18 protein-coding genes are annotated in these 21267 nt (G+C 53.2%); 11 read left to right on the plus strand and 7 right to left on the minus strand.

The genetic code is table 11. The annotated features are described in order from the left end of the window. Both VE954_RS36415 and VE954_RS36420 read left to right on the plus strand, forming a co-directional pair. Positions 1-511 (plus strand): hypothetical protein (locus tag VE954_RS36415; protein WP_324962397.1); only part of this gene is annotated, 511 nt, incomplete at its 5' end. Positions 512-729: 218 nt separating this feature from the next. Beyond that, positions 730-1194, plus strand: a complete 465-nt coding sequence (locus VE954_RS36420) for a cytochrome c (protein WP_324962400.1) — start codon at positions 730-732, stop codon at positions 1192-1194. A 91-nt stretch (positions 1195-1285) separates the two neighbouring features. Here VE954_RS36420 and VE954_RS36425 read toward each other — a convergent pair whose 3' ends face one another. The 3 genes from VE954_RS36425 to VE954_RS36435 all read right to left on the minus strand — a co-directional run bounded on the left by VE954_RS36425 (position 1286) and on the right by VE954_RS36435 (position 5257). Next, entirely contained in the window at positions 1286-3412 is a 2127-nt protein-coding gene (locus tag VE954_RS36425) for a hypothetical protein (RefSeq protein WP_324962401.1), read from the minus strand. Between the two features lie 10 nt (positions 3413-3422). Continuing rightward, positions 3423-3800: a PilZ domain-containing protein gene (locus VE954_RS36430; protein WP_324962403.1), complete on the minus strand. Its 378-nt coding sequence runs from the start codon at positions 3798-3800 to the stop codon at positions 3423-3425. A 71-nt stretch (positions 3801-3871) separates the two neighbouring features. Beyond that, a complete protein-coding gene (locus VE954_RS36435; RefSeq protein ID WP_324962405.1) occupies positions 3872-5257 on the minus strand; it encodes a hypothetical protein in 1386 nt (461 codons plus the stop codon). A gap of 295 nt (positions 5258-5552) precedes the next feature. On the opposite strand from VE954_RS36435, the gene VE954_RS36440 reads away from it, so the two are divergent. From VE954_RS36440 to VE954_RS36450, 3 genes are read left to right on the plus strand one after another with little or no spacing between them, the layout of a single operon-like run. Continuing rightward, positions 5553-6155, plus strand: coding sequence for a chemotaxis protein CheX (locus tag VE954_RS36440; RefSeq protein WP_324962407.1), 603 nt, complete (start codon positions 5553-5555; stop codon positions 6153-6155). Continuing rightward, a complete protein-coding gene (locus VE954_RS36445) occupies positions 6152-8107 on the plus strand; it encodes an ATP-binding protein (RefSeq protein ID WP_324962409.1) in 1956 nt (651 codons plus the stop codon). Before VE954_RS36440 ends, VE954_RS36445 begins: the two co-directional genes overlap by 4 nt. Before the next feature lie 35 nt (positions 8108-8142). Continuing rightward, positions 8143-8520, plus strand: a complete 378-nt coding sequence (locus VE954_RS36450) for a response regulator (protein ID WP_324962411.1) — start codon at positions 8143-8145, stop codon at positions 8518-8520. Positions 8521-8605: 85 nt separating this feature from the next. On the opposite strand, the gene VE954_RS36455 is transcribed toward VE954_RS36450, so the two are convergent. Genes VE954_RS36455 through VE954_RS36465 form a run of 3 tightly spaced genes read right to left on the minus strand, consistent with a single transcriptional unit; the run spans position 8606 to position 12412 of the window. Beyond that, the gene (locus tag VE954_RS36455) at positions 8606-10423 is read right to left on the minus strand and encodes an extracellular solute-binding protein (RefSeq protein WP_324962413.1); all 1818 of its coding nucleotides are present in this window, start codon (positions 10421-10423) and stop codon (positions 8606-8608) included. 7 nt (positions 10424-10430) lie between these two features. Next, positions 10431-11408 (minus strand): ABC transporter permease subunit, encoded by a 978-nt coding sequence (locus VE954_RS36460; RefSeq protein ID WP_324962415.1) that lies wholly within the window; start codon positions 11406-11408, stop codon positions 10431-10433. Next, positions 11405-12412 (minus strand): ABC transporter permease, encoded by a 1008-nt coding sequence (locus VE954_RS36465; RefSeq protein ID WP_324962416.1) that lies wholly within the window; start codon positions 12410-12412, stop codon positions 11405-11407. The genes VE954_RS36460 and VE954_RS36465 overlap by 4 nt, the downstream gene beginning before the upstream one ends. Before the next feature lie 133 nt (positions 12413-12545). Between VE954_RS36465 and ade the strand changes: the two genes are divergently transcribed. From ade to VE954_RS36490, 5 genes are all read left to right on the plus strand, one after another. Continuing rightward, the gene (ade, locus tag VE954_RS36470; protein ID WP_324962418.1) at positions 12546-14324 is read left to right on the plus strand and encodes an adenine deaminase; all 1779 of its coding nucleotides are present in this window, start codon (positions 12546-12548) and stop codon (positions 14322-14324) included. 17 nt (positions 14325-14341) lie between these two features. Next, complete coding sequence (locus VE954_RS36475; RefSeq protein WP_349263860.1) at positions 14342-15556, plus strand: acetate kinase; 1215 nt, start codon at positions 14342-14344, stop codon at positions 15554-15556. Then, positions 15556-16290: a pseudouridine synthase gene (locus VE954_RS36480; RefSeq protein ID WP_324962422.1), complete on the plus strand. Its 735-nt coding sequence runs from the start codon at positions 15556-15558 to the stop codon at positions 16288-16290. The genes VE954_RS36475 and VE954_RS36480 overlap by 1 nt, the downstream gene beginning before the upstream one ends. A gap of 94 nt (positions 16291-16384) precedes the next feature. Continuing rightward, on the plus strand, positions 16385-17497 hold the full coding sequence (locus VE954_RS36485; RefSeq protein WP_324962424.1) for a glycosyltransferase family 2 protein: 1113 nt from the start codon (positions 16385-16387) through the stop codon (positions 17495-17497). Positions 17498-17626: 129 nt separating this feature from the next. Continuing rightward, positions 17627-18865, plus strand: coding sequence for a hypothetical protein (locus VE954_RS36490; RefSeq protein ID WP_324962425.1), 1239 nt, complete (start codon positions 17627-17629; stop codon positions 18863-18865). 37 nt (positions 18866-18902) lie between these two features. On the opposite strand, the gene asnB is transcribed toward VE954_RS36490, so the two are convergent. Further along, positions 18903-20498: an asparagine synthase B gene (asnB, locus tag VE954_RS36495; protein WP_324962427.1), complete on the minus strand. Its 1596-nt coding sequence runs from the start codon at positions 20496-20498 to the stop codon at positions 18903-18905. Positions 20499-20785: 287 nt separating this feature from the next. On the opposite strand from asnB, the gene VE954_RS36500 reads away from it, so the two are divergent. Then, the gene (locus VE954_RS36500; protein ID WP_324962429.1) at positions 20786-21265 is read left to right on the plus strand and encodes an Lrp/AsnC family transcriptional regulator; all 480 of its coding nucleotides are present in this window, start codon (positions 20786-20788) and stop codon (positions 21263-21265) included. Positions 21266-21267: the final 2 nt, after the last annotated feature.

Raw genomic sequence — 21267 nt, forward strand, 5'->3', positions numbered from 1 at the left:
CCAGCAGGGCGGCAAAGTTCAAAGTTTGAACGGGGCCACAGGCAAAATCGATTTTCGCCCGCTGTCCACGGAATCTTTTAGCGAACTGCGTGACAACCGCATCATTCAATATATCTTTGGCCTCGATATACCCAGTGATCCCGAAGGTCCGTCCACCAACAGTGCCAGCACGGGTTTGCTGAGCTTTAACGTCGACACCATCACAGGCGACAGCCTCGTTGTGCCTTCGATCGTCGGCGATAGCATCGCGGTAAAAGTGAAGGGGACTCTGAGCATTGCGGGTTTGAAAGTGCCTTTGGAAGTACCGGTTGCTTTGACCAAAACAGATGCCGGTTATCACGCCATGAACCATGCGCCCTTTAGCGTCAATATTCGCGGCGGCGCGCCTGCACTCAATACCTTGGGACTGGATCAAAGAGTCACGGAAATTCTGACCTTGGTGGCCAATGGTACCCTTCAGGATATCATCGACCTGAATTTCAGCGTGGAATTCGTGAACCTCTGTCCTTGAGTCCCGCTATCCAAAACTGCTTTTATCCTACCTGGAAAGCCGTGCCGTTTCAGTAAGGCCAGGCTTTTCAGCATCTGCACGCTTGTCAGTCGATCGGCTCAATGCTAAAACCCCAAGGGAAACCACACGAGGTGGATGGCCCGAAGCAGTCGTGACTCAACCTGGATTGAACAGGGACGGACTGCTGGGGTCTTAAGTCGTTTTCGCTGGGAGACTTCATGAGAAACGCGATTCTTGCCCCTGTCACTCTAGCTGTATCTTGTCTGCTGGCTACCAGTTGCGACTGGAACTCCAAAGACGATTACAGCCCTAAAAAAGGCTACCAACAGTTTACAAAAGAACAGGAGGAAGCCAAGGCCGCCGCTGCAAAAGCAGGAGCGGGTGGGGGCGCGGCTGCGGTCGCCGTCGTGCCGGGCAAGCAAACCTATGAAACGTTCTGTGTGGCCTGTCATGGTGTCGATGGCAAGGCGGATGGACCCGGCGCCGTCGCCATGAATCCACGCCCCAGAAACCTCACGGACAAGGCCTGGCAAGGCAAGGTCGATGATGCCCATATCGCCAAGGTCATCAAAGAAGGTGGAGCTGCGGTTGGGCTAAGCGCCACTATGGCTCCATGGGGCGCGGCCATCAATGATGAAGAGATCAAGAACGTGGTGGCCTACGTTCGTCAACTGGGCAAATAATTTTGAAATGGTCGCCTCTCGCAGGATGACCATAACCCTTTTTAGCGGCGGTGCGGTTTCGCTTACGAGCGAAGCCGCGCGGCCGTAAATCCTAGGACGCTTCTTTTTCTGAGGCTTCGGTGTCCAGCACGGCAGAACTCGCCGCATCATAACGGTAAAGGCCGCGCAAGGCCACGGACAGATTCCGATGTGCAACCAGGTCATCCATCAAACCCAGCAGTTTATAGGATTCGCGGTCCTCGTCGGAACCGGTGAAGACTTTGGAAAATTTCAGCTTCTTGCCTGCCGCTTTTGATTCCTCGATGCGTTTGGACAGGTTGGTCGCACGGCGGTACACGCGGCTTTCGGCAAATGAGGCTGACTTCTGCAGATTCTCCAGGCCTGGTTCAATCTCTTCATTGCGAAGGAAAGCCAGAGCGAGGTTGTAATAAACGACCCCCAGGAAATCTTTCTCCTTGGGCGGGAGTGATTTAATCGCAGAAAGATAGAGCTCGATGCCTTTTTGAAAGTCACCATTCTGAATGAATGAGACCGCTTGATTATTCATGCGGGTGATGATTTCCGAGAGATTATCCATGTGCGCAAGAAACTGGGCCGCCTGATCCGTTTTGCCGGTCAGGAGCGAAAGCTTGGCGCCTGCTTGAATCACCTGCGCGTTGCCGGCATCAATTTTTTCGGCTTCCTCGATGTTGGCCGACGCCTGGGTGACGTTGCCGACGTCGTAGTTCATCTCCATCAGGGCCATCAGGATCGCAATATTATAGGGCGAACGTTCACGGGCTTTCTCCAGCATCTGGATGGCGACGCTCTTATCACCCAGGCGGAAGAGGCATTTGGCGAGCAGCACGGTCTTATCCAGATTGGGTTTGATCTCGTCCTTGTCCTTTTCCGTGGCACAGAGCTTGATGCCTTTGATCAGATAATTGCGGGCCTTGGTATAATTATGATGGTGGTAGTTGAACACCGCTTCAATATATAACTTGCGGCTCGGTGGAATATTCACGTCCGCATGATAAACTTTACGCAGATAATAGGCATCGGCTCGATCCCCGCTTTGCAGGCAGTTCAGGATCTGTTGCTCGATGGGTTTGCGTTCCGTCGGCAGCTTGGCCTGCTGGATGGCAAAGGCCACGGACATGACGGTATGCTCTTCCCGTAAAGGTTTTTGCATGAGCTGAATCGCATGGACGTCATTCAAAAGCTGGGCTTCCTGTGGCCGTAATTTATTGATCATGACGATCACCGGCAACTTGAGAAAACCGTGGCCGCGAACCCTTTGCAAAAACTGCACGGAGCTGAGGTCGCCCTTGCGGGTGCTCCACTCGGTGATCATGAGGCTCGGTTCCACCTGATTCTTGAGGGCTTCCCAGGCCTCGGTGAAGCTCGGGTATTCGCGCACATCATGGACACCGATGCGTTTGAGAGCCTGCCGCAGAATCTGGACCTCTCGATCATCACGTTCGATGATGACGACATTCCTGATATCAAAGCGTTCCGCCACAGACCCTTGCTTCTCGAGCAGAGCCTTGGGGAACTTTTTCAGCAGTTCGTCAATCGCCTGATCCAGGGATTCCACAGCGAGCTGCTGGGCCTGCTGAACGAGGAGCCGCCCGCGATTATATTCGCCGGCTAGAAAGTGCGCCTCAGCCAGGGAGAGGAGATTTTCCGATTTCATGGGAAAGTTATTGCAGATCGACTTTTCCATGGTCACCAGCTCGCCCCAGATCATATGCTTTTTCAGATAACGCCGAAAATACTCTGCAGCTACAAAAGCTTCATGCTGGTTCTGCTCCGCAGCGTTTTTGAGCAGGTTGAAGAATTCCTCGAGATCGATTTGAATCGAACGCGCCTCTTCCATCCGAGACAGTTCAAACCAGGATAGAAGGCCATCAGAAAAAGCCGCGGGCAACTGGGGTTGCTGCTTTTCCGACAGCAGATAGCTGACCCGAACCTTGTCATGCATGTGATCATCATAAAGCGAATGGAGATAGGCCGGCATCTTCAAGGTCTGCTCCTCGAGCAGAGTCGAGATCACCCAGTCCACCCGGGTCTTGCGCATGCGTTCGTTCAGATCACGGACGGACTTGCAGATCATAATGTGTTTATAGCCGAGCTTATGAAAGACCTTGATCATCGCCACGCGCGAGTCGTGACAAGGATTCATCAGCGCAATGTGCACGGATTTATTGGCTATCTTGTCGTAAAGCGTGGTTGCCAAGGCCCGTTCCTTAGTCTCCGATTATCACGGAGTCAAAGCTGCCGAAAAATTCAATCAGGTCCAGACTCGGGCGCTGATCATCACTCAGTTCCAAACCACAACGCCGCATGCTTTCAAACCCAACGACCGGAGTGTCCATCGCGGAATGCACGTGGCGCACTTTAAACTGAAGGCTTTGTTTTGCGGGATCGATAAAATCCAGCCGGATCTCTTGCCCTTCCGAGGGGCTGGGGCTGACGAGGAGCCCAAGGCCATGATGCGAAATGTCAATCGTCAGGAAGTTGAGTTCCTGCTCGGATGCGACGTTGATCATACGGGCCGGGAGTTCACCGAACAGGCTATAGCGAATCTCCTGTCGCCGTTCCAAGCCAGACAAAGCCGTCTTCATGGTTTCCCCTTTAACAGTCACAATTCCCCATCGGTCTGGGAGAGCTTGACATTAAGGGATATTTTTGTGGATTAAAACAGGAGGATATCACCGGGCTTTTGGTTGTTATCCTCGCCGCGGGCGGCTTCCGGTATGAAAAACTCGCAGGAGTACTTTTCCTGATCGGTGACAAGAGTACGGTTCACAAGGCTATAAACGGCTGCTTTGGTTCCACGCCAGTCGGCGCCGCCGCGTTTCAGGAAGTCCTGGATCGCTTCGCCTTCGTGCAGACGATGTTCCAGAATCTGGCGCAGAAGGTCAAAACCCTGGAGCAGGATGATAATCTTGCTCAGCGACTGATCCACGCCTTCGAGATGCTGCAGGAATTCGGTGCGCGTTTCGGTCCAATCACCTTCCGAAAGCGGGTCCATGATATCCATGGTTTCGCGCACGGCATTCAAGGTTTCTTCGGAGATAGCCTCGGGTTTGAGGCCCAGGATCATGGCCTTATAGCTGCCAATGCGGCTCAAGTTGCTGATCTGCTGGCCTGTACTCGCTCCGATTTCTTCGATGCTGGTGAGGGTGGTGTAAAGTGTACTCACTGTCTCACCAAATTCACGTAGCAACTTATAGAGGGCATCCGCTTGCAGGAAATCGCCATTGCCGGCGAGGAGCTGCATACGGACCAAAATATCCGACACTTCCTTGCCTGACTTTTCCAGAATCGACCCGAGCGTATCACAGGCTTTTTTGACAAATTCCGTCACATTCCCAAGACTCTGGGCCCCGGTGGCTTTGAAGCTGGGCATCAAGAGGCCTAGGGACGTTTCAATCGAGGTCACACCCAGTTCGATATCCTTGAGCAGTGTTTCCAGAGTGGATTCCTGGCTTTGAACCAGATCCATGGCCAGGGAAAGCGTGATATTGGCAAACGATACATAGTCATACCAAAAGTCGAACTGCTCGGTGTTTTGCTGGTACCAGGCGCTTTTCAGTGATGAGGGCTGATAGTCGCGGCTGCCAAATCGGGCCGGGCAGATGAAACTGTCGCGACCGATCAGCTGAGCGCCGTCTTCCAGATGAATGAATGGTTTTGGATCGGTATGGGCCAGTGTGTTGAGGACGGCTGTATTGAGAAAGCGGGTTTGACAGGTGATACTGCCATCGGCTGATCCCAGGAGCGTGAGTTCAATATCGCCGAGCACATATTTCTGGCCCACGTTGGGCAGGAGTCTTAAATATTGAAAGAGATGATAGGGGACATGGGTCAGCGTGATCTGGCCTGAGAGCTTGCTCAGATAGGCATCCAGACGCAAAAGTCCGTTCCAGCTGGCACTCACGACTTGGCTGCAGTCAAATACATTACTATCGGACACCATCTCATCCAAAACTTTCAAATTGGATGTGTCCGTGATGATCCCGTGGAGCTGGATCGTCTCGCCAGTTTTGTGCACACGAAACCGTTTTTGTATTCCCAAAAAAACCCCCGGCTCCGGAAAGACTTCGCGACCACAATCGAGTGCTTCACTAAGGCTATCGGTCTTGCTTTGCTAAACCTGAATGCCCTGCGAAAACTGTTATAACATACTATTAGTAAACACATATTAGCCGGTTATTTAATTCTTTTCCCAAGCCCGGTCGGGTCCGGGAGGGTCAGACCTGAGGTGATTTTCAGAGACGTTAAATGCTTTGTAAAGTTGTCGAGGCTCTTGCCGATAGACCTCCTGTCAGTATTATTTTCGTTATAATCAGGCGACCTCTAAAGGAAGCGTTATGGGTGCTGAAAGCGCAGAAGCAAGAAAAGCAGTGGTGGACACGAGTGCCGTGAAGGAAGTCCTTAAACAGGTCATCCGGCATCGGGTGGAAAACACTATCGTCCGCGCTTCCGCTCTGAAAGAGCATAAGCTCCAGGAAGTGAGTAACTCCGATGATTTCCTTTATGGACATTGGATGTCACTGATCCTGGTATCCGGATCGGCCGTGCGAGTGATTCTGAAGATTCACTTCGATACGGGCACCAGCCGCGGCATGCTCGCCGGCAAGCTGAAAAAGAAACATGAAGATATCGATGATCGTATGGCGATGGACCATATGCGCGAGATGTGCAACCTGATGGCTGGTGCTCTCAAGGCCGCCTTCAACAATGCCAACATCATCACGGGTATTAGTATACCTTTGGTCACCAGCGGCTTCGATGAAGCCGTGTTTAGCGATAAAATCGATCCACGAAAAATCCATGACGTGTGGAAGATCACCTGGCCCGATGGGGAGCTCGCTTGCTCATCCGTCACAGATGTCCTTTCCTGGAATGATTTTTCAGACCTTAAGGTCGATGAAGACAAACCGGATGACGAGGGAGATGGAGAATTTCTATGAGCGCAACCCTCAAACTCGACAATCGGTCCGAAGTGAATACGGAAATCGTCGCCGCCGAAGGCCTGCGGGCCAGCCACGACGTCATCTCGGTTCTGGAGCGATGCAAGTCGTCCTCGGAACAGATCATTCAAAATCTGCCGGACCTTTTTGTGATCATGGATCGCACGGGCCGCATTTTGAAGGGCAACGCCGAAGCTTCCAAGCTGCTCAATTGCGATTACGAGCGCCTGCTCAACAAGAACGTCTATGATGTCTTTACGATCGAGAGCAAGAATATCTTCAAGTCGAGGATATCGGTGCTGCTCAAGGATCTGGGCATCAAGCAGCTGCAGTTCGAATTGACCTGTATTGATGAAAATGGTCACCAGGCGGAATACCTCTGGACCATCAGCAAGTTCACGCAGATGAGCGAGCGCCGCGGTCCGCTGATCAAGGTGCTGGGCAAGAATATCAGCAAGGTCAAGGAATTCGAGAAAAAGCTTTCGCAGATTTTCTCGGCCATTCCTCTGGGTATTTTCACGGTGAATTCGGCCGGTGAAATCGAGTGGCCCTACTCACTCTATTCTGAATTCCTGCTGGGTGACAACAAGCTCGCCGGCAAACACATCGAAAAAGTTCTGTTCGAACCCATTTGGGATAACCTCGATCCGATCGAACGCACTGGCGCTATGCAGGTCGTGGATTGTATCGGCGGTGACACGCTCTGGTTCGATCTGGCCAAGCTCCACTTCCCCCGTGAAGTGAAGTATACAAGGCAGACGCCGGATGGCCTGAAATCCATCTGGATCGGCATTACCTATCACCCGATCACCCATGAGAACATCGTTGAAAAACTGATGATCGTCCTGGAAGATCGTACCGAGGTGGTGGAAGCCCGTCGCGCTTTGGAAATGCAGCGTGAAATCGAAAACAGCAAAGTCAAGAAAATCCTGGAAATCCAGGGTTGCAGTGGCTCCCTCTTGGAAGTGACCTTCTCCGATTTCGAGGAGCTTTTCCCTCGCTTGAAGAAAGAGATCGACAGCCGTGATCTAGACAAAGTGGCTCGTTCGCTTCATGCTATCAAAGGTATTGCGCGGACCGCCCGATTCTCGGATCTGGAGCACGATGTGCACCAGATGGAAGACACTTTGATGGAACACGTGAATCAGAAGAAACCGGTCGATGCCACCTGGCTCACCGAAAACTTCGATCGCGTCCGCAAGGAATGGGTTGATATGAAGTCCCTTTGCTTCGCCTTGAGCGGCAAGCAGCATGGCCTGCATATCAGCCAGGAAGATTTCAGCGTGGCCATTCATGAGCTGAGTGATCTGCGTCGCAAGCTCGATGATCCGGGCAAGCGTCAGGCTGACAAAATTCTGGAACGCCTCGGCGGCGGCAATTTTGCCAAAACCAAGGACCTTTCCAGCCTGGAAGCCAAGCTGATTCATCAAAAAGAAGCCACCTGCCAGGCGCTCGCCAAACACGTGGACCTGGAATTTGATTGGGCCGGAGTGCAGGTGATTCAGAACGAAATGCTGACCTTCACCGAGATTTTCCTGCACCTGATTAATAATGCGATCGATCATGGTGTCGAATCGCCTGAGGAGCGTCGCAAACTCGGCAAGTCGGAACGCGGTCTGATCAAGATCAAAGCCACCACACAGGGCAACCGTGTACATGTCGAGGTCACCGATGATGGGGCCGGTATCAATCGCGAAAAAGTGGTGCGCGCCGCCATCAAGCGTGAGATCCTGGATCCAGTCGATGCCCCTAGTATGAGTCAGGATCAGGTTTATGATCTGCTCATGCGTCCAGGTTTCAGCAGCCGTGATGAGGCGACCAATATCAGTGGTCGTGGGATCGGTCTGGATTCTGTGAATGAGGCCGTCCGGAGTTTGGGTGCAAAGAAGTTGGAAATCGCTTCAGAGGAACACAAGGGAACACGCTTCTCATTTGATGTGCCTTTAACTTAAGTTTAGTAAGTTTAGCCTGGTAAGGGAGTTTGCTCATGGCCAAGATTCTTATCGCTGATGACTCGGAAACGCTGCGTTTGGAGCTGAAGGAAGTCCTGGAAAAGGGCGGACACATCGTGGTCGAAGCCCATGATGGTGCCGACGGCTTGAAGAAAGCTGAAGAAAGCCAAGGTGTGCAGCTGATTATCAGCGACTACAACATGCCTGGTCTGGATGGGATCACCATGATCACCAAGATCAAGCAAATCGAACGCTACAAGGAAGTTCCCGTGGGCATGCTGACCACGGAATCATCCAAAGAGCTGAAGCAGTCGGGCAAGGAGGCAGGCGTAGTGGTCTGGGTTGTGAAGCCCTTCGATCCTGAGCGTCTTCTGAAGACCGTCGACAAGGTTCTGGAAAAATTCGTAGCCTGATCTCTTCGGAATCAGCACGGCCATAGCTGCCAGGTGCAGCGTATTCTCGCAAACCCCGCATGCAACGCGGGGTCTTGCCGTTGCCTTATTTCACTCGAAATGTGTCGTTGATCCAGGATCGAGCGGGAGTTCGGTCTCCTCGTTTTCGTGCTGCCATAACAGATTTTTGCCGATCTCCGTCGATCCAGAAGAGTCCCCCCGTCGCGCTGTCGAAGAGAGGTAGACCGTCAGTACTTTTCGTGCCTGGAACTTCTGGAAATTGGATCCAGCTCCAATAGGCCAGACGGTAATAGGGGACTTCGAAGAGAGGGATGTAACTGGAATCCTGAAAAACAAAGTTCTGAATCGCATGAGCTTGATTGATCCGCTTCCGGTCATCGCTGGCATGTTCGTACTCCTCGATGAGTTGATCCAGGACTGGACTTGCCGTATTGGAAAAATTCGCGGTCTGCGGTTTGTTCGCAAAACTCGAATGAAACCGTGAACGGTACTCGGGACGGTAGGACGTGCTCCAGGAGAAAAAAGCGATCTGATGGGCCTTGTCACGAAAGCTTTTAAAAGCCATGGCAGGGTCCAGCTGCTGCAGTTTGAGATCCACTCCGGCCTTGCGCGCATCCTCCTGCAGGATGACAAAACGCGGAGTCATATTAGGATAAGCATAACTGAGGGTGAGCGTGAGAGGCTTGCCGTCCTTGATGCGTATGCCATCGGCATTGCGCGTGCCCCAACCGGCCAGTTTAAAGAGTTCATCCGCCTGGCTTAGATCAAACGGGCGAGCCTTGATGCCCCGTGCTGTAAACGCTCCGTAACCTTGCGAAATACCCTGCAGCCTTTGATAGCCGTCCTTAAGCAGTTCATTGATCACACGGTCCACATTCATCGCATAAGCCAAGGCCTGGCGCACGCGTTGATCCTGGAGCGGCCCATAGCTGGAATTTAGAATCAGCGCATAGTCGCTGCGTGGCTGTTCATTATAGGCCTGGAGTTTGTGCACATAACCTTTGCCAAACACATCATCGGCCGAAGCTGTTTTCCAGAGATCAGGAGTGTTGAGCGGCATGATGTCGATGTCACCGGCCTTCAGGTATTCAAAAGCAATCTGGCTATTCCGGACCACCTGCAGCACCACGTCATCCACATTGAATCTGTGTTTGAAATAAGGCATATCCTTGGCCCACCAATCGGCTTTACGTTTGAAGGTCACACGTTGGCCTTTGTCGAGCGTTGCCAGCAGATAGGGGCCGACATTCGGTGGAATCTGCCAGTTGAATTTGGTGACGAAGTTGGCGTCGAGCTCGCCATAAAAATGCCGCGGCATGGGCTTGATGTTGGTCATCAAAAGCCGATCCAGCGTCGGCTGAGCCAAACGAATGGCTATGACTTCGGTTCCGGATTTTTCCTGAAAGGATTCGACGTTTTGAATCGTGGTCGTATAGTAATCATTGGACCAGGGCGATTGAATGTGCGGCGAGCGCATGAATTCGAGAGTGAACGTATAGTCACTGGCTTTGACCGGTTTCTGATCCGACCAGCGCGCTGCGGGATTCAACCGATAATAAACAGTCCTGCCGTCAGAATCCAAGGCCCAGTGACTCGCCAGCATGGGGATCCAGGTATCGGTATTGGGATGCAGCGTAACGAGCGACATATCATTTTCATCGAGCAACTTGCGAAAGCCACTGGATGCATCCGGCCCGACCTGACGCAAGGTCAGCGGAAAGCTATCCATGAACGTGATGATGCGGCCCCCGGTCACGGCCTTGGGGCTGCTGATAAGTTCAGGACTGGGGTTGGTTTCCCAGCGCAAAGACGCAGGTGGCTCAGCGCCGAGCAGGGGATCAATCCCGCTCGCGAACGCGAAGCTGAACGCGAGTGTAGGGCAAAGGACGACCCACCGGACCATGATGAACTCACCGATAGTTTTGTGTTTGCCTGGGATTCTGCTTGTTTCGAATAGCTTCGCCGATCACTGTCACTGCTGTCAAGACAACAAATAGCCCGACCAGCACGGGAGCCGCGAGCCAGTAAGCGTGCGGCCGTTCCAGTGCCTGCTGCAAAAGATCACCCCAGCTCGGTTCGGGCGGCGGCAAACCAAAGCCCAAAAAATCGAGCGAGGTAAATGTGACCAGCGAACCTGCGAGGAAAAACGGCAGAAACGAGAGAAGAAAAGGCCAGACCTGGGGCAGGATGTGAAACCACACGATACGCAGCCGGGAGAGGCCGAGCATTTTTGCCGCCAGAATATAATCGTGTTCCTTGACCTGCAGGATTTGAGCGCGAAGATAAAGACTGAGTGTAGGCCAGGAAAAGAAACTGAGGATCACAATCAGCAAAACTTTATCGAGCGATACAAGGCTTACCAAAGCAATCGCGACATAAAGAAAGGGTATCATGACCCAGATCTCCATGAAGCGCTGCAGTATCAAATCAACCCAGCCGGGACTCAGAGCGGAAATCAGCGCCAGAATCAGCGCGATGGTCACAGTCAAAGCCAGGTAGGCCACTGACATAAGAAAAGCTGTACGAAAACCATAGATAAATCGCGCCAGCACATCACGACCGGAACTATCAGTCCCTAACCAATGCTGGCTGTCGGGCGGAGCCGGGGGACTCTGCTTCAGGTCAATGGTGAGCGGTCCCAGGGGAATCCAGGGCATGACCATCCAGTTGTCACTGCCTGATGTCCGCCAGCTTTCCTGAAGGTTGACATAATCCGTTTCCCAGGCGTAATCCTCGCCAAAAAAGGATCCGGGCCGCATCGCTGAAATAATGGGGGCATGGAAGTTATTTTGATAGCGGACCAGAAGTGGACGCGCACCAATCCATAACTCAGCGGTAAAACTGATGAGGAGGAACACGAAAAGGGTGAGGCCCCAGAATTTTTTCATCGCTCGCCTCGCGTCAGGCGAATGCGTGGATCCGCCCACGAAAGGCAAAAGTCGGACAGCAGATTGCCGATGATGTGCAGCAGCCCGGCCACTGTCAGAAGCCCAATGACCAAGGGATAATCGCGTTCGTGGAGGGCTTCAAAACTCAAAAGACCAAAGCCATTCAAATTAAAAATACGTTCAATCAGGAACGAACCCGCCAGGACCAGACTGATTTGATGACCGATCTGGCTGATAATAGGCAGGATGGCGAGGGGTAGTGCGTGAAAGAGCAGGGCTTCGGCGGCGCTCGCTCCCTTGGCCCGTGCCATACGAACCGCTTCACCCGCCAGCTCATCCCGTAAACTGTCTTTCAAGATAAACGTTAGAACGGCCAGATTGTGGGCACAGTAGGCTATCAATGGCAGCGTGGCATGGGCCAGAAGATCCTGAAACTTTTCCCAGGCATTCAGATCCGTAAAGCCCTCGCTTGTCAATCCGCCCAGGGGAAAATAGCCGTTGGCGGCCACCAGAAAAAACAGCAGCATGGCCATGATGGAAGAAGGAATCGCATTGAATATCAGAAGCAGTCCCTGCAGGCCTCGAACCATAAGGTTTTCCGGCCTATAGGCGCAGAGCAGGCCGAGGCCGATGCAAAGTCCATAGCTGCAAAAAAGACTCGCCACACCAAAGAGCAGGGAGACGGGCAGACGCTGCTGCATCAGGGTCCAGACCGGTTCCTGATAACGCAGTGAGGTTCCCAAATTGCCCTGCATCAGCGCTGTAAGCCAGGCTCCGTAAGCCTTGAACAGCGGCTGATCCATTCCATAGTACTGTTTTAAACCGGCCAGCTGCTCATCACTCAGCGTGGGCAAGGCAATGGCATTGGCCTGCGTCATTTCCTGGGCCAAATGGCGATCCAAAGGGCCGCCTGGCAGAAATCGGGTGATGGAAAAGATCAAAAGGGTCAGACCAAGCACGGTCACAGGCACCAGGAGGAGCCGGCGAATGAGGTAACCATACATAGGAAATCCCTCGTTTTACTTCCATGATCCCTGTTTTTCGGCTCAGGGACAACCCTGGCCGGAAGCCTTGCCTCTTTTTCTTTGAAAAGCTTGTCCAAGCCCCTATATTAACAGAATAGGGGAGGACCTTCGTATGATTCATCGCAAATCGACATTCCCGAATGCGGCCGCGCTTGGCCAGGCTATTGCCTATGCCCGGGGGGAAATGAAAGTCCCGCTGGTCATTCGCAACGCGCAGTGGTTGGACGTTTTTTCGGGGCAGTTTCGTACCGGGGACCTCGCCATCGCCGACGGCATGATCGTCGGCATCGGCGAAAGTTATGAAGGCGAACATGTTTGGGACGCCCAGGGGCTCTACGCCGTGCCGGGCTTTATCGATAGTCACGTGCATGTGGAAAGCAGTTTGATGACACCCGCGCGCTTTCAGGAAGCGGCTCTGCCGAGTGGCACGACAACCGCAATTTGGGATCCGCACGAAATTGCCAACGTCCTGGGTATCGAAGGCATTCATTGGGCGCTGGACGCTGTGAAAGATCTTTTAATCGATATTCATGTGATGGTGCCGAGCTGTGTCCCGAGCACCAATCCGGAATTGGAATTTGAATCGAGCGGAGCCACTCTTAAAGCCGCTGATATTCGGCCGTTGATTGGTCACCCCAAGGTTTTGGGTCTGGCCGAGATGATGAACTTTCCCGGCCTTCTGCACCGCGATGCCGATATCATGCAGAAAATAATGGATTTCCATGCGCTGCGTTTGGATGGGCATTGTCCAGGACTCAGCGGCAAGGATTTGAATGCGTATGCCGTCGCCGGCATTCATAGCTGTCATGAATCGACGAGTTTGCATGAGGCGCGGGAAAAGCTGAGCAAAGGCATTCATGTGCTGATCCGGGAAGGATCGTGTGCCAAGGACGCCGATGCGCTCCTGCCGCTCCTGGACGCCTACTCATCGGCCACCGTCGGTCTTTGCAGTGATGATCGCAATCCGCTCGACATTCTTGAGGAAGGTCACATCAGTTTTATCATCAATAAAGCGCTGGAAAGCGAACGACACCCGGCCGATATTTTTCGAGCTGCCAGCTTTGCAACAGCCAGGCTATATGGTCTGCATGATCGCGGCGCGTTGGCCCCTGGTTATTTAGCTGATATCTGTCTGGTTGAGCCCAAAGGCCAGCATTGGCGTGAGGGCATGCGCCTGAAGCAGGTTATTAAAAAAGGCCAGTTGGTGGATGCGGCTCAGTTGCAAAAGCAACGCTCTCCCATTCCGAAGTCGCGCCCACACAATTTGAATTTGCCTCAACCCAGAATTCAGGATTTTGCTATTCCTGCCGTGGGACATGAAGCCACGGTTCGCGTCATCGAGGTGATCCCGCAGCAGATTCTCACACGTGAAATTCATGCCACCCTTAAGGTTGTGAAGGGTGCAATCCAAGCTGACCCCAAGCGGGATATTCTGAAAATCGCGGTGCTGGAACGTCACCATCGGCGCGGCTATCGATTTGCGGCCTTGGTTCATGGATTTGGGATCCAAAGCGGTGCCATTGCCACGAGTATCAATCATGATTCGCATAATATTATCGCGGTCGGTTCGAGTGATGAATTGATTCTGGCCGCGGTGGAAGATCTGATTCGCATTGATGGCGGCATCGTGGTCCGTTCCGCTCAGGGCGCCACCGCAAACCTGCCCTTGCCGATTGCGGGTTTGATGACAGATAGCAGTCCTCTTGAGGTGGCTGAGTCCCTGCGGACCCTGAAAGCTCTGACACGGGATATCGGTTGCGTGCTGAGCGAACCCTTTCTGCAGCTATCCTTTTTAGCCCTTCCGGTCATTCCCAGTCTGAAGATCACCGATCGGGGATTGATTGATGTTCAGGCCTTTTGTAAGGTGCCGGTGGTTCTGGAAAGTCCTTGAGTTGCGAAAGGTTCAGCATGCATATCCTTGTGATTAACTGTGGCAGCTCGTCACTTAAATTTCAGCTGATTGAGATGCAGGATCAAGTCGAGCAGGCCCTGGCCCAGGGCGTGGTCGAGAGAATTGGCGGCGAAGCGTTGCTGACGCTGAGGGCCGGTACGCGACGCATTCGCAAGACGGCTCCGGTTCGCAAGATGCGTGATGCCCTGGCGCTGGTTTTGGAGTGGCTGGTCAGCCCGGAATCCGGTGGACCGGTGATACCGAGCCTCGCGTCCATCCATGCGGTGGGGCATCGCGTGGTGCATGGGGGTGAAAAATTTCGCTCCTCGGTGCGCATCAATGCCAAGGTTATGACCGGTCTGGAAGATTGCATCGACCTCGCGCCGATTCATAATCCAGCCAACATCAATGGCATTCAAGCTGTTCAGGAAATCCTGGGAACTGAAGTGCCGCAAATTGCAGTGTTTGATACCTCCTTTCATCTCACCATGCCGGAGCCGGCGTGGATGTATGCGATTCCTTATTCGCTCTATCGTCGGCATAAGATTCGGCGCTATGGTTTTCACGGCACATCCTGCCGCTTTGTCAGCCAGCGTTACCGCGAACTCACGGGACGGAGTGAAGCGAACACCAATCTGATTCTGTTTCATCTCGGCAACGGCTGTTCCGTCACTGCCATCCTCGGTGGCGTGTCGGTGGATACATCCATGGGCATCACACCTTTGGAAGGTTTGGTGATGGGCACAAGGTCGGGTGATGTGGATCCTGCCGTGCTGGAATTGATCGCGGACAAGGAAGGGATGAATATTCATGAAATGCAGGCTCTGCTCAATAAGCAATCGGGCCTCCTGGGCATTTCCGGGCTGACTCATGATATGCGGGATCTTTTGGAAGAGGTGCAGGAGAACGGCGATCGGCGCGCGCAACTGGCGATCGATATGTTCTGCTATCGGGCCCGTAAATATCTCGGCGCTTACATGGTGGGCACGGGCGGTGTCGATGCCATTGTTTTTACCGGCGGGATTGGCGAGAACTCCGACGTGATTCGTGATCAGATTCTGCGGGGCCTCCTGCGTTTCGGCATTGAACTCGAGCCGGAAAAAAACAAAGCAGCGGTCGGCGGTCAGGAGGGACGGATCAGCCGGGACGGTTTATCACCCGAGGTCTGGGTCATTCCTACCAACGAAGAACTGATGATCGCGCGCGATGTCCTGCGTCTGGTGACGACCTGATGACGTCGCCCTTTCCCATACTTTTTGAAGATGATGATCTCATGATCATTCATAAACCTGCGGGCATCCTCGTGCACCGGAGCGAAGCCACGTCACGCCGTGAGCCAGCTGTTTTACAGATCATGCGCGATGCCTGCGGTCAGCGTCTTTTTCCCGTGCATCGCCTGGATCGACCCACATCAGGCGTGCTGGTCCTGGCCCGCAGCAGCACCAGTGCGTCCCATCTGGGGCGGCAGTGGCAGGACCATCGGTGCCATAAAACCTATCTGGCCCTGGTGCGTGGGTGGGCGCCTGAAAATGCCATGGTCGATCACGCGCTGCAGGATCTGGATGATCCTGAGGCCCCGCCTCAAGAGGCCATGACGCATTTGCAAAGACGGGCTACGGTGGAATTGGATTCTGCGATCGATCGCTATCCCAAGGCCCGTTATAGCCTGTGTGAACTGCAGCCACAAACCGGTCGACGGTATCAGTTGCGGCGGCATTGCAAGTCCATCTTTCATCCCATCATTGGCGATACCGTTTATGGTCATGGCATTCATAATCGTTTCTTTCGCGAACATTTCGGTGTGCAGCGCTTGATGCTGCATCACTTGCAACTGGAGATCGATCATCCGATGACAGGTCGACGCTTGAGACTCCACGCGCCCCTCGACGCTGAATGGCAAAAACTTTTCGAAAGATTGGGTTGGGAACAGGAACAATCGGTGTCGACCTGGGAGTGGATGCCCTAGGAGCCCGGTCAGAAAAGTGTCGTCTTTACCGAAGGGCCGCACTGTGGTACATCCCGAACTGGTTGTTTTTGCCGGTTCCATCTCGCGAGGCTTCATGAAAGTCTTTATTATTCTGCCGACTTATAATGAACGAGCCAATATTGGCAGAATGATCGGCAGCCTCGATCGCGTCTTTGAGACTCTGCATCACGATATGAATATACTCGTCGTCGACGACAATTCTCCTGATGGGACTCAGGATGTGGTGCGGGAATGCCAGTCGACGCGTCCGCATCTGCATTTGATCACCGGTCAGAAACAAGGTTTGGGCAAAGCTTATATTCGCGGTATGGACGAGGCGCTGCGTCTCGGTGCCGATGCCGTGTTTGAAATGGATTCCGATTTTTCCCATGATCCGTGGGATGTCCCGCGACTGCTCTCGGCTTTGGAGGAAGGCGCGGATTTCGTGATCGGCAGCCGCTATGTTCCGGGAGGCACCATTCCAGAGGAATGGAGTCTCTATCGCAAACTCAATTCGAAGTTTGGCAATATCGTGGCCCGCTATGTCGCAGGCATCTATCCCGTGCGCGATTGCACCGCTGGTTTTCGCTGCATTCGTGCCAAGGTTTTGCAGGACGTGGATCTTTCCACGATTCGCACCCAAGGGTATGGCTTTCAGGTTTCGCTGCTGCATGCGGCCTATATCTCGGGTGCTCGCATTCGGGAAATTCCTGTGAAGTTTACCGATCGGGTGGAAGGAGAATCCAAGCTTGGTTTTAAGGATATCGTCGAATTTATCGTCAATGCCGGCGCGATCCGTGTGCGCGGCATGGAGACGTTCGCCAAATTTTGCGTGGTCGGTCTATCAGGTGTCGGTGTGAATCTTGGAATTTTTTCCGTCCTGCACGCTACGGATATTTCCAAATATGTAGCCTCACCGGTGGCGATTGAAGCCTCGATTCTGTGGAATTTCGCCTGGAATCATAAGTGGACCTTTGCCCAACGTCAGAACCAGCGCCGCACGACCATCAAGGGTCTGCAGTTTAATTTGGTTTCGATCGTGGCCCTGGCGATCAGCTTTGGAACGTTTGTCCTGCTCTCGACGCTTTTTCCTGATGGCAGTCCCCACCTCTTTCAAGTCCTGGGCATCATTCCGGCGACAGGCATCAATTACTTTTTGAATTCCTACTGGACCTTTGTCGAACGAAACAAAGTCGCTCCCGATTGACGTCATTTAGACATATTTACTGCAACATCTTCCTGACTTCTGTGTCCTTGCCCTCAGCATGCGTCTTGCAAACGCATGAAAAGCCTGTGTTCAAACGGGCTCGATCCATCACAATAAGGGATAAAAGTCGTGAAGAAGCATGTCGGGTTTTCTGTGTTCGTCCTGGTCGGATTCAGTGTGGGTTGTTCCACGGTGCATGTGACCCGGGTCCAGCCGGGCCGTGGAGGCGAGCTGGCTGTTCAGGAAGGGATTTTCGGCGAACCGGCTCATGTGAAGGCCGAACGCGTGATGCAGGGTCAATGTCCGGAAGGTTATGTGATCGAAGAGGAAGCGGATGTTAAAGTCGGTTCCACGACCGTCAGCCAATCCGAAAGCCAGGGCAAGGTTTCCCGCAAGAAGGTCGCCAGTTCCACGACCACCGTTTCCGAAACCCAGGATAAAACCGAACGACGTATAACCTGGAAGTGTCGCAACGCGGCCGCTGAAGTTGCACCTGTGTCCTCGAGAGCAGATTCCTTGAAAACCGCGACCGCCACCGCGACGCCAACGAAGGGCGCATTGGTTCGGGCCACGACCGCGGCCGCACCATCCACGGCGGATATGACGACATCGGCGACCACCACAACCTCGGCTGCACCATCCACGGCGGATACGACGACATCAGCGGCCACCACAACCTCGGCTGCACCATCCACGGCGGATATGACGACATCAGCGGCCACCACAACCTCGGCTGCACCATCCACGGCGGATACAACGAGCCCTTTGATTTCGGTGCGCCAGCCCACGGGTTGGAATGCCGATATTTCGCTCGGTCGCCGTTGGTATAAACCCCAGGACCATAGCTTTGCCAACTTTCATTCCACCAATGTGGATTTCCGTTTCCTTTACGAATTGCATCCGTCTTTGGAAATCGGTGGGTCGATGCATGTGGATGGTTACGATAATGATACGGACGCTGCTGATGAAGATTTCTCGGCCTCGCTTTTTGAACTCGGCGTCACAGCCAAGATAGGTCACAGCTTTGGAGCTCTGCGGCCTTATGTTGTCGGCAACTATTATATGCTGGGCGGCGGCACGCGCGAGTATGAACGCACCTCAGGCTTTGTGACGGAAACTTATAGCGGCCGCATCTCGTCCCATGGACTGGATGGAGCTCTAGGTCTTGCGCTCCAACTGGGTGAAGGCTCGGTTTATTTTGAATGGTATCGTTCGGCTGAACGTAACATGGCGATCAAAGGGACTTTGGAACGACAGGTTCTCTTTCCCAGTGGCGTCGTCCATACCACCAAGGAAGGCGAAAAGCATGACTTCAAAACCCGTTATGATGGTTTTGCTTTGGGTGTAAGTTTTCCCATCAAGAGCTGATCTACCGGGCGGCCGATGCAGCCGCCCTTCTTGAGTTCTATTCCCCACTTTTTCCGTAATTTTTCAACACACGCGCGCTGGGGTCATTGACAGCGCAACCTTCCCAGTTGGCATTGGGCATCCAAAAGCCCGGCACATGATCCGCACGTCCGGGATAATGCTTCTCAAAAATCCGACGGTAGAGCAGGGCTTCCTTGGTGAACGGCGTATGCAGCGGGAATTCCCGGCTCGCCAGGGTCACTTCCGTGGAACTGATCATCTTTTCTGCGAAATCCTTCAGAGTATCGACCATACTGTGGCCGACGGCATCGGAAAAAGCAGCCTTTTCGCGATAGAGGATGCTATCCGGCAAGAGTCCTGTGCCAGCGAAAGCTTCGCGAAGCAAAGATTTGCCCACACCGTTCCGATTCATTTTGAATTCAGGCTCAATCGCCATCACGGTGTCCACGAAGTCGAGATCGCCGAACGGCACACGGGCTTCGAGGCCATGGGAGCTGATACTGCGATCGGCACGCAGCACGTCATAGCAGTGAATTTCATGGATGCGCTTTTGGGCTTCGGCTTGAAAAGCAGCCGCATCCGGAGCAAAATCCGTATACTTGTAGCCAAAGAGTTCATCGCTGACTTCACCCGTCAGAAGCACTTTCACAGAGCTTTGTTTGCGAATCGCGCGGCAGACGATATACATGCCGATCGCAGCTCGGACCGTGGTGATATCCCAGGTCTCCAGCTGACGGATCACATCCTCCAGGATAGCGACCGCTTCATCCAATTCGAAATAAATCTCATGATGATCGGAGTCGATAAATCGGGCCACTTCTGCAGCGTATTTCATATCAATCGGACCAATTGTACAACCCACCGCAAAGGTCTGAATCTTATGTCCTGACAAACGTGTGGCCAGGGCCGCCACGAGCGACGAGTCAAGGCCACCACTCAAAAGACAACCCAGCTCGCGGTCGGAATGCAGACGCTTGCGCACGGCTTCGGTGAGGCTGCCCTGAATCAACGGTGCGATCTCGTCACGGCTCGCGTACGAACGTGGCGCCTGTTGGATCATCGAGCGATAGGGGCGGAAGGCATAGCCATCGAAATAGTGGCCCGGGGGCACAGGTTTGATTTCCAAACAGATGCCGTGCAGGGCCTTCATTTCGGAGGCAAAGGCGATCTCGCCTGGAACTTCCGTGGTGCCGTAAAACAGCGGCCTGATACCGATGGGATCACGCGCCGCCCAGAGTGTCTGCCTTTCACTATCGTAATAGACCAGAGCAAATTCGGCATCGAGCTGCTTCATGGCAATCGCGAAACCGTCCTCGCGGATCAGAGGCAGGAGGACTTCACAATCGGAATGCGAGTGGAAGGGGAAGGAGCTTTCCAGACGTGGCCGCAGGGCATCCACATTATAGATTTCGCCGTTACAAATCAGCGCATCTTCATTCTCAGGATGGTGGAAGGGCTGCTGACCGGCTTCGGACAGATCCATGATGGCAAGCCGATGAAAGCCAAACCACACTCCTGGTCTTATGCATTCGAAGCTGGAACGATCAGGGCCCCGATGCTGCAAAGTGTTGAAGGCGGTTTCAAGTTCCTGAGGGGCGCGGCTATGACCGAAAAAGGCGAATATTCCACACATACACGTTATTCCTTGCTGCAGTTCCTGAGTGTAACCCGCATCGCTGGGCTCGGGCGTGACCTACCTTAAAGAAAGGACGGCTTCTGCTGCAAACGGAATCAACTTAAATCATTGAAATTTAAATCTCACAGCATGTTTTAAATATAAAACTGAATGAAACTTAAAAATATTTAGCGTAATCTGAACGTGAACCTCGGCACGAACCCGGCATGCAGACGGCATTTTGCCCTTGCCGCCCGCCGGGGAGCTGTTTAACATACGGAATCCTTTCATAAAAGGAGAGCCTTGTGACGCTGCGTGACGAACTGGATGCCACCGATCGACAGATCCTCATGGCGTTGCAGCATGATGTGCGAACGCCCTATCAGGATATTGCCGAACGTCTCAGCATTTCGACGGGCACGGTGCATAATCGCATCAAGCGCCTGACTCAATTGGGCGTCCTGGGCGATGCGCGGGCCGAAATTCATATCGATAAATTGGGCTATTCGCTGTTTGCCTTTATTGGTATTTCCTTGAAGGAGGCCTCCAAAATGGAGGCTGTGCAAAAGCGTCTGGCCGCCATTCCCGAGGTGCTGGAAAGCTACTTCACCACGGGCGAATTTTCATTGATCGTGAAACTGGTCGTCAGGCAGACGTCGGAGCTTTATCACATCCTGACCGAAAAAATTCAGCGCATTCCTGATATTCAATCCACCTATACGTATGTCGTGCTGGAAACTTTGATGCGGCGTGATCTGAATCTGACGCGTGTGGATAAAACCTGAGG

Origin of the sequence: Oligoflexus sp., assembly GCF_035638955.1 — a bacterium.
GTDB lineage: Bacteria > Bdellovibrionota_B > Oligoflexia > Oligoflexales > Oligoflexaceae > Oligoflexus.

Excerpts from the sequence above, each read along its gene's own strand:
- VE954_RS36465 (WP_324962416.1), bottom strand. The coding sequence starts at position 12,412 with ATGTATGGTTACCTCATTCGCCGGCTCCTCCTGGTGCCTGTGACCGTG.
- VE954_RS36480 (WP_324962422.1), top strand. The coding sequence starts at position 15,556 with ATGACGTCGCCCTTTCCCATACTTTTTGAAGATGATGATCTCATGATC.
- ade (WP_324962418.1), top strand. The coding sequence starts at position 12,546 with ATGATTCATCGCAAATCGACATTCCCGAATGCGGCCGCGCTTGGCCAG.
- VE954_RS36420 (WP_324962400.1), top strand. The coding sequence starts at position 730 with ATGAGAAACGCGATTCTTGCCCCTGTCACTCTAGCTGTATCTTGTCTG.
- VE954_RS36440 (WP_324962407.1), top strand. The coding sequence starts at position 5,553 with ATGGGTGCTGAAAGCGCAGAAGCAAGAAAAGCAGTGGTGGACACGAGT.
- VE954_RS36485 (WP_324962424.1), top strand. The coding sequence starts at position 16,385 with ATGAAAGTCTTTATTATTCTGCCGACTTATAATGAACGAGCCAATATT.
- VE954_RS36455 (WP_324962413.1), bottom strand. The coding sequence starts at position 10,423 with ATGGTCCGGTGGGTCGTCCTTTGCCCTACACTCGCGTTCAGCTTCGCG.
- VE954_RS36445 (WP_324962409.1), top strand. The coding sequence starts at position 6,152 with ATGAGCGCAACCCTCAAACTCGACAATCGGTCCGAAGTGAATACGGAA.
- VE954_RS36450 (WP_324962411.1), top strand. The coding sequence starts at position 8,143 with ATGGCCAAGATTCTTATCGCTGATGACTCGGAAACGCTGCGTTTGGAG.
- asnB (WP_324962427.1), bottom strand. The coding sequence starts at position 20,498 with ATGTGTGGAATATTCGCCTTTTTCGGTCATAGCCGCGCCCCTCAGGAA.
- VE954_RS36430 (WP_324962403.1), bottom strand. The coding sequence starts at position 3,800 with ATGAAGACGGCTTTGTCTGGCTTGGAACGGCGACAGGAGATTCGCTAT.
- VE954_RS36460 (WP_324962415.1), bottom strand. The coding sequence starts at position 11,408 with ATGAAAAAATTCTGGGGCCTCACCCTTTTCGTGTTCCTCCTCATCAGT.
- VE954_RS36475 (WP_349263860.1), top strand. The coding sequence starts at position 14,342 with ATGCATATCCTTGTGATTAACTGTGGCAGCTCGTCACTTAAATTTCAG.